Origin of the sequence: Maricurvus nonylphenolicus, assembly GCF_042854845.1 — a bacterium.
GTDB lineage: Bacteria > Pseudomonadota > Gammaproteobacteria > Pseudomonadales > Cellvibrionaceae > Maricurvus > Maricurvus nonylphenolicus.
Genome location: NZ_AP031498.1, coordinates 3,224,422 through 3,237,151 on the forward strand (window position 1 = coordinate 3,224,422; position 12,730 = coordinate 3,237,151).

A 12,730-nucleotide genomic window follows, 5' to 3' on the forward strand; every position below is an offset into this window, starting at 1 on the left:
TCGGGCCAATAATAGTAGCCCGAGAGCGCCTAACACTCGGTACGAAGAACAACTAAAGATACATTTGGGTAGAAAATAACCCACCCGCAAGGCTATTAATGGGTGCGAAGTGTTAACAATGAAATTCTGTTGTGGCTCTCACTGATTACTAGTAAATACTGAGCTTTCAGCCTCAGCCATAAGAACTTATAAAGAGGAACCAATGCATTGAAGCCTGATGCAGCCCTCAGGAGAACAGCCGACAAACTCCGCCACAAGACCGATCCAACTAATAAAAAGAAGGCTAAGGACAGCTAACTACCAGACTATGACTCGATAATATCAGCAAGATTATCACCGCATCGGTCAACAAATTTGTGGTATTGCCCTTTGGTTAAAAACAGCCGATGTAATTTCGGGTCGTCCTGCCTACCTTTATTTAGATTCTCTTTTTGGTCGAAGGCACATCTAACCAACTTTAGGCTAGTCAAATCAATCTCGACAAAATAACGGGTATCGCCATTCTCTATCTTTACCATATTACCCCCAGATTTCCTTATGTTGACTTGATAAATTCACTTACATTTTCCTTCGCATAAAATGCTGCCCATATTCTTCAACCAAGCCTTTGGGCCTGCCCCCAATATTCCAGGCTAGAGCACGTAGATCACGTATTTTAGACCGGATCGAAATTGAGCACTTTGTTAAGGCGCTGGGCACTTATCGTCATGAAGCCTTATATACATAGATCCACGTAAGGAGCACCCATCATTACTCACTATACAGTGCTGAATATGAAATAGCTCTGGCTTACTTTCGCTAAATTGATGATCCTTACTAATGGTTATCCTATGCTCTGACCCATCCTGCCCCTCTGAGTACCATAAACCAGAAGGACCTTTTACAGAAATTACTACTTCTCTTTTAGTTTCAAGTATTGAGTGATACCTATATTTAAATTCTATCCTTCCAGAAACCCATCTAATTTCTTGATTGGTTAGCTTCAACTTGCAAGGGATCTTACTTGAAACAGAATTTACACTTCCGTAGTAGCAAGGATTAGAACAATACTCGCCCACAAAGTCCTCTGAAGCGCTGAATGAGAGTTGGGGATATAAAAGCATCACAAATAGAGTAAAATAAAATGCTTTCATAACCTTTGGGGTCTGCCCCATTATTCTGTGCCCTAATTTAACTCCTCCTTTTTGAAAATGCCTTAAGAATTTATTCATTCCTTGAACGCCTTTATACAGCTTGCAAAAAGAGCCTTGGAGGGAACCTTTGGAGTCTGCCCCCAACATTTTTAACGCCTAGCTCATCGGAAAAATGGGAGCGCAGCGAGTATTTTGTCAGGTGCAGCTACTTGTTAGCCGCTTTTGCGAAGTCATTTAATAGCCTTGTGAAATCTTCCCATTCCGCATCCTGATAGAAGTTAATTTCTACAGGGTAGCGCGGATGGTTGCTCAAAGCTTTGTTAAAAGACTCCAAGAACAATTCTTGGTCGTTTATGTAATAAACTAACTCTTTCAGATTATTGCCGGTACGGCTATATACATGACGAAGTACTTGATCATTTTCAATTTGATCTTCGATGACATCCTCAAGTGTTATCATTCTTTGGTTTTCGTCGCTTAAGGGCATTCCATTATTTGAGGAGCCATCGTATTTCCAAGATATGACCGCTAACCATGACAAGTTTGATCTGGTCGTTTCTTCCGGGAGCTCATTGACGAATTTGTAGATTACGGGCGACCCGTTTTCGTAAACGCGGCCTATTATTCCTTTTTCTTCTTCAGCATTCGTTGTCACGGAAAACAATATCCCTATAAGTGTTGCGATTACTTTTTTCATACGGCTAATAGCTTATTCTGTGTCTTAATGACGTCACCATGACGTATAACTCCAAAACAACACCCCCAACCTAAATCAATTTACCCACCTTTTCAACAGCTCACCTGCTAGCGCCCACTAACTGTCGTAATTAATCACGTCGCCAAAGGTTTCTAAGTTTTTTTTTGCAGCACGTCACTCACGTGCCACAAAACCCCAAAATAAAAAGCCGCAAGAACAAACGCTCTTGCGGCTCAATTAAAATACAAGCAGCTCGAAAGAATTAGATCGCCACCGACTCCAACCGCCAAACATCATAGGCCGGTTCTTCATAGGGGTGGGCTTTAATCAACTCACAGACAACCTTTTCAATCAGGTTGTCTTCACACACCATTTCCACCTTGTATTCGGCTACGGTTTCAACTTTGCCCTGCTGGCCGATAAAAGGCTGACTGCCATCCAGGGGACGGAACTGGCCCTGCCCCAAGGTTTGCCAGCAGCAGCTGTCGTAGTCGCCGATTCGGCCGGCACCTGCAGTAAAGACGGCTGTCTTTACTGCTTCAAGATGGGTTTCGGGAACGTAGAAACACAGTTTGTACATCACTGCTTCCTCTGTGGGTTTAGTCCAACAGGCGGACGTTTATCACATGCTCTACTTCGGCGATAGCCTGCATTACCGCATCGGTAGGCTTTCCGGCAACGTCGATAATATTGTAGGCAATATCACCGCGGCTTTTGTTTACCATATCGATAACGTTAACTTCGTTTTCGGTGAAGACAGACAATACATTACCCAATACACCGGAGACATTATCGTTACTGAAGGTGATACGGTAACCTTCGGCACGGGCCATATTGATGACGGGATAGTTAACGGAGTTTTTGATATTACCGTTATGTAAATAATCCATCAGCTGGTCGGCGGCCATTACTGCGCAGTTTTCTTCTGCTTCAGCGGTACTGGCGCCAATATGCGGCATGGCGATAACGTCTTTACGGTTTAACAGGCAAGGCTCGGGGAAATCGCAGATATACTGCTTCAGACCTTTGCCGCATTCCTGGTAGCTATTGAGGCTAGTCACCACCGCATCGGCATCAACAATGGCATCACGGGCAAAGTTCAATAATATCGCACCGGGCTTAACCGCCTGTAAGGATTCGCTGTTGATCATATGACGGGTAGGTTCAATCGCTGGCACATGCAGGGTAATGAAATCGGCACGGCCCAACAGGGATTGCAGGTTTTCCATACGCTCAACCTGGCTTGGCAAGCGCCACGCAGCTTCTACCGACAACGCCGGGTCAAAGCCGACCACATTCATACCCATCGCCAGTGCCATCTCGGCCACCATGGAGCCAATTGCGCCCAAGCCAACGACGCCCAAAGTACGACCGTAGAGTTCATTACCGGCAAAGCGTTTCTTTTCTTTTTCCAGCAGTTTGCCCATTTCACCGGCATCGGTCATATGGGTGAGTTCCTGAACATAATCCAGGCCACCGACGATATCGCGCGAACCTAACAGCAAGCCAGCCATAACCAGTTCTTTTACTGCATTGGCATTAGCGCCCGGAGTGTTGAATACCACAACACCTTTTTTGGTGTAGTCGTCGACGGGAATATTGTTTACACCGGCACCGGCGCGGGCGATACATTTTACGGATTCAGGCAGGGTTTCATCGTGAAGCTTGTGGCTGCGTAACAGCACAGCATCGGGGCTGCCAATATCGCTGCCGACTTCGTAGTCGCCACGGGGGAAACGGTCGAGGCCTTTAACAGAAATTTGGTTGAAGGTTTTTACTTTATACATCTTACTATCCTTATCTGGTACTCATTCAGAAATACCCACCATTTCTGGATTCCCGCTTTTGCGGGAATGGCATTAATAAGGTATTACCGAATTTCTGAATAGTACTTAGTTATTATTGTTTTCTTAGCGATGTGAGTTTTACGTCGCCAGCCCTCCCCTTCTTACCTCTCAACATCAAGAGGTTGGGCTGGCGACGGAAGTGTTAGCACACCATTAAGCGGTTACCTGCTCATAGGCCCAGGCCAACCAAGGCATCAGTGCTTCCAGGTCGGCTTTCTCTACTGTAGCACCACCCCAAATACGCAGGCCGTCCGGCGCATCACGGTAGGCACCAATATCGTAGGCCACACCTTCGGCTTCCAGCAGCTTGGTCATTTGTTTAACCTGATCGGCGTCGGCTTTAACGGTTAGACAAATACTGGTGTTGGACAGGGTCGCTTCGTCCTCGGCCAGGAAGTCAATCCAGTCGTTGGCATCAACAAACGCTTTTACCACGGCCAGATTGTCTTCGGACTTTTGAATGGCCGCGCTTACGCCACCCATTTCGCGTACCCAGTTTAGGGCATCCAGGTAGTCAGCCACACACATCATGGAAGGCGTATTGATGGTGGCACCTTTAAAGATACCTTCAATCAGCTTGCCTCCTTTGGTCATGCGGAAGATTTTTGGCAACGGCCATGCTGGAGTATAAGTTTCCAAACGCTCTACAGCACGCGGGCTTAAAACCAGCATACCGTGGGCACCCTCACCGCCCAGTACTTTCTGCCAAGAGAAGGTCACCACATCCAGCTTTTCCCAAGGCATTTCCATGGCAAATACTGCCGAGGTGGCATCACAAATGGTCAAGCCTTCACGGTCGTCGGCAATCCAGTCACCGTTAGGCACTTTTACGCCAGAGGTGGTGCCATTCCAGGTAAACACCACGTCGTTGGCAAAATTCACTTCGCTCAGATTAGGCAGTACACCGTAATCGGCGGTAATAGAACGGGCATCGTCCAGCTTTAATTGTTTAGTGATATCGCTGTACCAACCGGAACCGAAAGATTCCCAATGCACCACGTCCACTGGACGCTGGCCCAGCATGGACCACAGGGCCATTTCTACAGCACCGGTATCGGATGCCGGTACCACACCTACGCGGTAGCCTTCTGGCAGGCCCAGCAGCTCTGCGGTTTCTTCGCAACAGCGCAGCAGTGCGGTTTTACCGATAGCGGCACGGTGGGAGCGGCCCAGGGTGGACAGATCCAGGTTGTTTACATCGTAGCCCGGACGCTTGCTGCAGGGGCCGGAAGAGAAATTCGGGTTATTAGGTTTAACCTGAGGTTGCATGGATATCCTCAATATATCAAAAACGCAGAAAACACCGGCAGACCGCCCGGCTCCGTTAAGCATTCACATGTAGGCCATCTGAATGCGGTAAAGCGGGTCATTATGCCAGTAATAGAGAGGTTGGGCTATGTGGCGAAACCGCCAAAACTGATCATTTATAAATCAAATTGTATGCCCTGTGCCAGCGGGAGGTCGCCACCGTAGTTAATTGTATTGGTGGCACGACGCATATAGTTTTTCCAGGCATCGGAACCGGATTCTCTACCGCCGCCGGTATCCTTCTCGCCACCAAAGGCGCCGCCAATCTCTGCCCCCGACGTGCCGATATTGGCATTGGCGATACCACAATCAGAGCCTGCCGCAGAGAGGAAGGTTTCCACCTCACCGATATCCTGACTAAAGATGGCAGAAGACAATCCCTGAGTGACCCCGTTATGTAAGGCAATGGCCTCTTCCAGGGTATCGTAACTGAGAATATACAGAATCGGGGCGAAGGTTTCGGCTTCAACAATGGCGGTTTGTCCTGGCATATCGACCAGGGCTGGAGAGACATACACTCCGCCGTAGGGCACGCCATCACTTAAACGCTCACCGCCGTAGAGTAATTTTCCGCCCTGCTGCTGTGCGGCTTTTACAGCCCCCTGCATGGCTTGCCAGGCTTGCTCATTGACCAAGGGGCCAAGCAGATTATGCTCACTGCGCGGATCACCGATGGATAAGCTTTTATAGGCTTTGATTAAACTGTCAATCAGCTGCTGCTTAACAGAGTGATGTACGATCAGCCGCCGCAAACTGGTACAGCGCTGACCGGTTGTGCCCACCGCTGAAAATACAATGGCGCGCAACGCCAGGGATAAATCCGCTGCCGGTGTAACTACCATGGCGTTATTGCCACCCAGCTCCAATAAACTCCGCCCCAAACGCGCGGCAACCACCTGAGCCACCTCCCGCCCCATGGGGATTGAGCCTGTGGCAGACACTAAGGGAAACGCCCGCTGGCGGGTTAAATAATCCCCCACCTCACGATCACCCAAAATCACAGCACTGAGGTCTTGCGGGCAATCCTCTACATCACGCTGTGCTATCGCCAATAAATGCTGCATGGCCAATGCACACTGGGGTGTTTGTTCCGAGGGTTTCCAGGCCAGCGTATTACCACATACCAAGGCCAGGGTGGCATTCCAGGCCCATACCGCCATGGGGAAATTAAACGCTGAAATAATTAAACACGGACCCAAAGGGTGCCACTGTTCCATCATCCGATGCTGGGGGCGCTCACTGGCAATGGTTAAACCGTGCAGCTGGCGCGACAAACCGACAGCAAAGTCGCAGATATCAATCACCTCCTGCACTTCACCTAAAGATTCCTGCAGGGTTTTACCCGCTTCCAAGGTTATTAATTCCGCCAATTCTTCTTTATGTTCGCGGACACGATCACCAAAACAGCGAACCAGTTCACCGCGCTTGGGCGCAGGTACCAACCGCCACTGTTCAAATGCAGCCTGTAAACGCGCTATCACCCTGTCACACACTTCCGGGGTTGCTGCCTGGCTGTGTACTTGGGTGCGGCCATCAATAGGTGATGTCGACAGCATAGGTTTACCATCAGACACCAGAGTATCACTATCTATAACCGCTGCTGCAAAGGTACCATCGTCCTGAAGAAACTGAAGATTAAGCATATGAGCCCCTATTGCTGGTAATAAGCACCAAATGGATTATCCAAAAACATTTGCAGGCTTATCTGTTCCTGTTTCACAAACCCCTGATCGGGCAGCTGGCCTTCGGCATGTAAATCAATTGCTACACAGGCACTGGCCGCAGTGGTGATTTGGATAGAACTCCAGTGCTCCCCAAGGATGCGGCGATCATAAATTTTTCGTGCATCACTGATCTGGGTGAACTGGCCGTGTTTTTGCCCGGTCACCGAGACAAAAATCAACACCACATCCTGACGGGTAATAGGGATGGCCATTTCCAGAATTTGTTTTAACAACGCTCGTCGATCATGTTTACCCAACTCTAGGCCATTGACTAAAAAGTCCGCCAAGTATTGATGTCCCTGATAACGCACGGTTTTGTAATTTAAGTTTTCCACTTTACCTTGTAGAGTTTCACATAGAGTTCCCAAGCCGCCGGAGGTATTAAACGCTTCGTACTCCTTGCCATCCAGAGAGAACTTTTCCAATCCTTCCAGTGGCTGCACTTCTATCAACTGCCCTTCTTTTAACACCTCACAGGGATTGCAGTATTCATTAATCAAGCCATCGGTAGACCAGGTTAAGTTGTACATCATTTTATTGGTGGGGTATTGAGGTAAGGCACCGACACGCATTTTTAAGGTATCAATGGCATCAAACTGTTGAGCCAATGAATGGGCCAAAATACCAATAAACCCCGGCGCCAATCCACATTGCGGCAGAAATATCTGGCCTACTTTGGCCTTATCAGCAAGCTTGCGAATAATGCGTGTGGTTTCAACGTCTTCGGTTAAGTCAAAATAACTGACACCTGACCGCAAAGCGGTTCTGGCAATTGAACAATTCAAATCGAAGGAACAGGCCGAGACAACAGCCCACTGCCCGGCCAAGGATTTCTCTAGCGCAGACTCATCATGAACATCGATAATACCGGTAGCGACATCACTGTATCGCTGTACCCGCTGTAGCGCGGTGGAATCCCTATCCAGCAACGTCACCTGATAACGACCACATTCATGTAACAACTTCGCGATACTGGCCCCAATTTTCCCCGCCCCAATAATGGTAATTTTCTTCATAGACGCCCCTGTCGTTGAAATCGATTGGTGGATTCAAAAATCTTATCGGCATTGGCAGCAACAAAGCCGGCGTAATACTGCCCGCCCTCTTCCCGGTAACGCTGTGCAAACTCGTAGTAACAGGTAGAGATTTGATGTTCGTCGCCATCGGCAAAGGGCATCAAAACCTGATCTGCAAGGGTAGACGCCTGTACAAGAAAATCAGCTGGCTCGCCTTTAATCTCCCCGCCCGCTTCATTCAGGGGATACTGACAATCCTTAACCACTGAAATAGCCTTTTCTATACTGTTATCTACCGCTAAATGGTGTACTGCAATGGTGAAATGGTTGGCATGAAAACCCAGCGCAGCCAACCAGGCGGCGTACTCACTTTCCTGCAGCAGTAGCTGGTATTCTTGCCATGACAAGGCGGGCCACAATCTGCCAGACCAAAATACTGCCGGGGTTTTCAATTGTTGTTCATCAACATTACCGACCAAGCGCTGAATAATGGTTTGTGCAGGCTCACTTAATTGTTCTACCAACAATTCACTGAAAAATACCAAGGGCAATTTGGCGTCATCGTGAATATAACCCCAGGCGGATAACTTCTTTTGTTTAAACTGATACTGGCGATGGCGTTTATATCCCAGCCCCCAAAGCAATGGTTCCAGGCTTTCCAGATTAACGGGGCTTATATCGAAGGTGCGAAAAGCAACGTGATCATTGCGCACGGAACCGTTACGCTCACAAAAAGCGCGATAGATAATCTCGGCCTGCGGCGTTAAGCAGGTGTAGTCTTGCCACAGTTTGTCGAAGAATTCCCGAGCATCCACTCAATTACCTCTGCTCTTCTAGATGACGTAAAGTCAGAATCTCTTAATAAGTATAGACAGGCGTTTATCCCCTGCCCTTAGAATCAGGAGTTATGAGTAGATAAATGATTAGACGGGAAAAAAACCTGCCAGGATTAATCAGGACGCCTGGCAGGTGGTGTAAAGCGATACACGAGGGAGAGAAGCAAATGCTGCTGCAAAGAATTACTTATGGACAATCACCCACTGACCAGTCCGAGTTGCCCTGCTGTTGATTCAGCGTTGTTAAACCCCAGGTAGAGCCTGGCATAGCCTCATCGGAGCCATTGGCAAAATAATCCGGAGCCAGTGCGTTGCCGGTGCTGTAGGCCCTGCCACCGACTTTGTGGTAGTAGTTATAGGCGGTAACCGATTCACAGGTTGCATCACCGTTACCTCCAGAACCATCTCCTCCAGAACCATCACCACCGGAGCCACCATCACTACCGCCCTGACCATTAGAACAGGTTTGCATTGGTCCAACACAGGAGGCATCGTCATCTTGCCACTGGCATTGTGCAGCAACAGCCACCTCATCCAGACGGAAAGCCGCGGTGCTATATTCCAGGTAACAGTTAGCGTAGTTGGTGTAATCCAAACGGCCGGCTGAAATATGTTGATCCAGCGTCGAGGTTTGTCCAGCATCAATAGTAAAGCTCACCGTTTCGTTACTACTTAATTCGCCAGTATCGGTAGCAACCACCTCGGCAGTGTAATCACCACCGGCCAGATCACACTGGGTTAACTGAAACTGATCAGCATTTACGGCAGCGGGCAAGGGCTGGGGAAATTGACTGCTACCCAAATCCACGGTGACAGAGACCGCATCCTGATTAATATCCACGACCTCACCCGACACAGTAACGCACTGACCACTGGCTTGCGCCTGGACATCACTGAGTACAGGAGCGGTCGGTGGTGGTGGCGGGCCAACACGTACGGAGTCTGTATAAGGAGGACTGTTTGACGCACCTTCATTGTCGGTAGCCACAATCGTTAGCCGATAAAAATCATCCGCTACCGAAGGGCTGGTTGCATTAAAAGCGCCCTGACCGTCAACGGTTGCTGCAATTTCCACACGAGTACCATTTAAACCTTCTGCCAGAATATCCACAGCAACCACTGAACCATCAACATCTGTAGCTTGACCATTCACAACGATACGATCAGCACTGGAACTTAATGTCGCCGAATCAATTGTTGGCGCCTGATTGCGACTGACACGCTGGTTGTTATCACGGAAAAATTTACCCAGGTAGCTGGCGTAGTTAATGCTTTGATTGCCAATATAGCTACCGCTAGCGCCCTGCCCGCCGGACCAGGCGTGAGCTAAATCGTGTAACCACAGCATAGAAACGCGGTTGTAATCATCATCCCCCCAAACTATCTCTTCGGCGGTGCGTGTTGCACCTTCACTGAGTGTTTGGCTACCCGCCTTTTGATTCACACCATAAACACCCGCCATGCCATTGGCATTTTGTTCGTTGTAACAGGTATTGACGGTGGTATCGGCATCGCCGTGAGCTATGGAAGCGATTTGAGTTGCAAACTCGGATTTATAACTGCCCGCATAGCTGTTGCAACGACTGGTGACATTGGCACTTTCACAGGTGCTGATAGCGCCATTGGAGCTGGTACCAATACTTGGTCCGGCACTGATACCCATACCGGCAAATACATCCGGAGCCAAACAGGCTGTAGTATTGGCAAAAGCTGCACCAGAGGATAAACCGGCAATATAAACCTGATTGGCATCGATATCCCGTGACGCATCACCACTTAAGGTATTGGCAAGCGATATCAAATTTTTATAATCCCCTGACGAACGCGACTTGGTTCCCTGCCAATAGGACCAACAACTAAAACCGGCTTTGTTCATCGCGTCGGGTACGGCGATCACCATGCCATAGGTATCGGCAGCCACTTCCAAATTAGCGGTTTTAAACGCATCGATGGATTGCGTACAGCCGTGTAACACAACCAGCAAGGCCTTACCGTCACCGATCTCAGAGCGTGAGTCAGGTGTATAAATATGGACGTCGTTAAAGCCGCCTAGCGCCTGGTTATATTGCCAACTGCCTGCATTGGCCTCAATGGCTACAGTGCCCGTTAGCGCCAAAGCACTGGTAAGGGAACAACTTAATTTACCGAGTTTTTTACGGATAGATTGACTCTTCATGAGCCACCTCCTGCGATCATTTATTATTGTATTGAGCCGCAAAAAATCAGTGCATCCTTGCACATAAGCTGCTTGGGAAATCCTAATTGCAAAAATTTGGGCCAAAAGAACCCCGAGATATCCATCAGAAACGAATATCTGCTGTTATCTAAAAGGAAAAATCAGGCGGCGATATAACCGCCGTCAATAGTTTGCAAACTGCCGGTGATATTTTTAGCACTGGGTAAACACAGGAAATAAACCATTTCAGCGATATCCTCCACCTGGGTGAATTGCTTGGTTGGTTGTGCCCCCAGTATTACCTGCTCCATGACTTCGGCCTCAGTAATGTTGCGCGCTTTTGCGGTATCCGCTATTTGGTTTTCAACCAAAGGCGTCATCACGTAACCGGGGCAAACGGCATTGCAAGTAATGCCACTGCGTGCGGTTTCCAACGCGACAGTTTTGGTAAAACCGGCTACACCATGTTTGGCGGCTACGTAGGCGGATTTATAAGGTGAGGCTACCATAGCGTGAATGGACGCCACATTGATAATGCGTCCCCAGCCTTTTAACTTCATGGAAGGTATGGCCAAGCGTGAAGTGTGAAACACGCTATTCAGGTTGACGGCCATAATGTTATTCCACTGCTCAGGATCAAACTCTTCGACCGGTGCTACATGTTGCACCCCGGCATTGTTCACCAGAATATCAACACCACCGAACGCCTTTTCGGAAAAATCCATCATGCTGCCAATTTGTTCAACGTCGGATAAATCAGCACCGTGATAATAGGTTTCCACCCGGTATTCGGTTTCCAGCTGGTAGCGAATAGCTTCGACAGCTTCCCGATCACCTAAACCGTTAAGCAGAATATGGCAGCCCTCGCTGGCCAAACGCCGGGCAATACCCAGCCCAATACCACTGGTAGAACCAGTGATTAATGCAACTTTTGACTTTAACATGATTGCTCTCTACATCATCTGAACGATAGGTCTGCGTGTCAGGCTTCGTCGATTTGCACCTGATGCGTGCTAATCACACTGGCGATAAAATCCTTGATAGCGATAACCGCAGCACTTTCATCCAGTGCTGGTGCATGCCCTACCCTGGGTACTGTGACGGCGATCATCTCCGGCAACTGACGTTGCATGTCGATAAAGCAGGCTTCCGATAACAAATCAGACAATGCTCCGCGTAACGCCAATACCGGTTTGTCGGCCATGCTTTTGAATAATGGCCACAGATCAGGCGGCACGGCAGCCTCATCACTGTCGGCAATGGGTTTGGCAATAGCAGGATCGTATGCAAGCACAGGGACACCATCGGTATTTTCCCGATACAGGCGATAGGCCATTTGTAACCACTGGGCATCACCGTAATCGGGAAAACAGCTACCGTTAATACGCTGGGTTTCAGTAACAGCATCTACCCAGGTTTCCACCGGTTGGCCTTTACCCACATAGCTTTTAATACGATCCAACCCTGTAGCATCCAATTCCGGGCCTATATCGTTGAGAATAACGCCCTGAATACGCTCCGACGCTTGAGCAGCCATCATCATGCTCATTAAGCCCCCCATGGAGGTTCCCAGCAATACCACCTTGTCGATATGTAACTGATCAAGCAATTGCCACATATCCTGAACGTAGGTTACCGGGTTGTAGCGTTCGATCTGCTCATCCCACTGCGATAATCCCCTGCCCCGCTGATCCACTGAAATCACACGACAGCGGCCATTTAACTCCAATGCAATATCTTCAAAGTCTGCCGAGTTTCGGGTTAAACCGTGCATACACAACACTGTGATCTCGGCATCGACATTGGGATAATCGCGCGCGTAGAGCGTAAGGCCGTCGCGTACTTGGTAGTAAATGTCCTTATATAGACTCATAACATCAACCGTGGTATTCCTGTGAGAATCTGACTATTAGTTTAAAAGTGTAGCAATTTGTTCTAACAGCTCTTAAACCTATTTTACTCTGCCCCGCCATTCCCGTGAAAACGGGAATCC

At 48.6% G+C, this 12,730-nt stretch carries 11 protein-coding genes; all 11 read right to left on the bottom strand.

Translation table 11 applies throughout. The features are described 5' to 3' along the window. Positions 1-683: 683 nt before the first annotated feature. Positions 684-1,211, bottom strand: coding sequence for a hypothetical protein (locus tag ACGHZ6_RS14125; protein ID WP_390614617.1), 528 nt, complete (start codon positions 1,209-1,211; stop codon positions 684-686). Between the two features lie 127 nt (positions 1,212-1,338). Then, complete coding sequence (locus tag ACGHZ6_RS14130) at positions 1,339-1,830, bottom strand: DUF695 domain-containing protein (RefSeq protein ID WP_390614618.1); 492 nt, start codon at positions 1,828-1,830, stop codon at positions 1,339-1,341. Positions 1,831-2,092: 262 nt separating this feature from the next. Beyond that, the gene (locus tag ACGHZ6_RS14135) at positions 2,093-2,410 is read right to left on the bottom strand and encodes an NGG1p interacting factor NIF3 (protein ID WP_390614619.1); all 318 of its coding nucleotides are present in this window, start codon (positions 2,408-2,410) and stop codon (positions 2,093-2,095) included. 19 nt (positions 2,411-2,429) lie between these two features. Beyond that, entirely contained in the window at positions 2,430-3,617 is a 1,188-nt protein-coding gene (locus tag ACGHZ6_RS14140; protein WP_390614620.1) for a phosphoglycerate dehydrogenase, read from the bottom strand. A 213-nt stretch (positions 3,618-3,830) separates the two neighbouring features. Then, positions 3,831-4,946: a phosphoserine transaminase gene (locus tag ACGHZ6_RS14145; RefSeq protein ID WP_390614621.1), complete on the bottom strand. Its 1,116-nt coding sequence runs from the start codon at positions 4,944-4,946 to the stop codon at positions 3,831-3,833. Positions 4,947-5,101: 155 nt separating this feature from the next. Continuing rightward, complete coding sequence (locus tag ACGHZ6_RS14150; RefSeq protein ID WP_390614622.1) at positions 5,102-6,628, bottom strand: aldehyde dehydrogenase family protein; 1,527 nt, start codon at positions 6,626-6,628, stop codon at positions 5,102-5,104. Between the two features lie 8 nt (positions 6,629-6,636). Then, a complete protein-coding gene (locus tag ACGHZ6_RS14155; RefSeq protein WP_390614623.1) occupies positions 6,637-7,725 on the bottom strand; it encodes a saccharopine dehydrogenase C-terminal domain-containing protein in 1,089 nt (362 codons plus the stop codon). Next, the gene (locus ACGHZ6_RS14160; protein WP_390614624.1) at positions 7,722-8,540 is read right to left on the bottom strand and encodes a DUF1338 domain-containing protein; all 819 of its coding nucleotides are present in this window, start codon (positions 8,538-8,540) and stop codon (positions 7,722-7,724) included. Before ACGHZ6_RS14160 ends, ACGHZ6_RS14155 begins: the two co-directional genes overlap by 4 nt. 208 nt (positions 8,541-8,748) lie before the next feature. Further along, complete coding sequence (locus tag ACGHZ6_RS14165; protein ID WP_390614625.1) at positions 8,749-10,737, bottom strand: alpha/beta hydrolase family esterase; 1,989 nt, start codon at positions 10,735-10,737, stop codon at positions 8,749-8,751. Between the two features lie 161 nt (positions 10,738-10,898). After that, positions 10,899-11,681 (bottom strand): 3-hydroxybutyrate dehydrogenase, encoded by a 783-nt coding sequence (locus tag ACGHZ6_RS14170; protein WP_390614626.1) that lies wholly within the window; start codon positions 11,679-11,681, stop codon positions 10,899-10,901. 38 nt (positions 11,682-11,719) lie between these two features. Then, positions 11,720-12,610 (bottom strand): alpha/beta fold hydrolase, encoded by an 891-nt coding sequence (locus ACGHZ6_RS14175; protein ID WP_390614627.1) that lies wholly within the window; start codon positions 12,608-12,610, stop codon positions 11,720-11,722. Positions 12,611-12,730 lie beyond the last annotated feature (120 nt).

What these genes read in the sequence shown, in the direction of transcription:
- ACGHZ6_RS14125 (WP_390614617.1), bottom strand. Translation starts at nt 1,211, where the DNA reads ATGAATAAATTCTTAAGGCATTTTCAAAAAGGAGGAGTTAAATTAGGG.
- ACGHZ6_RS14130 (WP_390614618.1), bottom strand. Translation starts at nt 1,830, where the DNA reads ATGAAAAAAGTAATCGCAACACTTATAGGGATATTGTTTTCCGTGACA.
- ACGHZ6_RS14135 (WP_390614619.1), bottom strand. Translation starts at nt 2,410, where the DNA reads ATGTACAAACTGTGTTTCTACGTTCCCGAAACCCATCTTGAAGCAGTA.
- ACGHZ6_RS14140 (WP_390614620.1), bottom strand. Translation starts at nt 3,617, where the DNA reads ATGTATAAAGTAAAAACCTTCAACCAAATTTCTGTTAAAGGCCTCGAC.
- ACGHZ6_RS14145 (WP_390614621.1), bottom strand. Translation starts at nt 4,946, where the DNA reads ATGCAACCTCAGGTTAAACCTAATAACCCGAATTTCTCTTCCGGCCCC.
- ACGHZ6_RS14150 (WP_390614622.1), bottom strand. Translation starts at nt 6,628, where the DNA reads ATGCTTAATCTTCAGTTTCTTCAGGACGATGGTACCTTTGCAGCAGCG.
- ACGHZ6_RS14155 (WP_390614623.1), bottom strand. Translation starts at nt 7,725, where the DNA reads ATGAAGAAAATTACCATTATTGGGGCGGGGAAAATTGGGGCCAGTATC.
- ACGHZ6_RS14165 (WP_390614625.1), bottom strand. Translation starts at nt 10,737, where the DNA reads ATGAAGAGTCAATCTATCCGTAAAAAACTCGGTAAATTAAGTTGTTCC.
- ACGHZ6_RS14170 (WP_390614626.1), bottom strand. Translation starts at nt 11,681, where the DNA reads ATGTTAAAGTCAAAAGTTGCATTAATCACTGGTTCTACCAGTGGTATT.
- ACGHZ6_RS14175 (WP_390614627.1), bottom strand. Translation starts at nt 12,610, where the DNA reads ATGAGTCTATATAAGGACATTTACTACCAAGTACGCGACGGCCTTACG.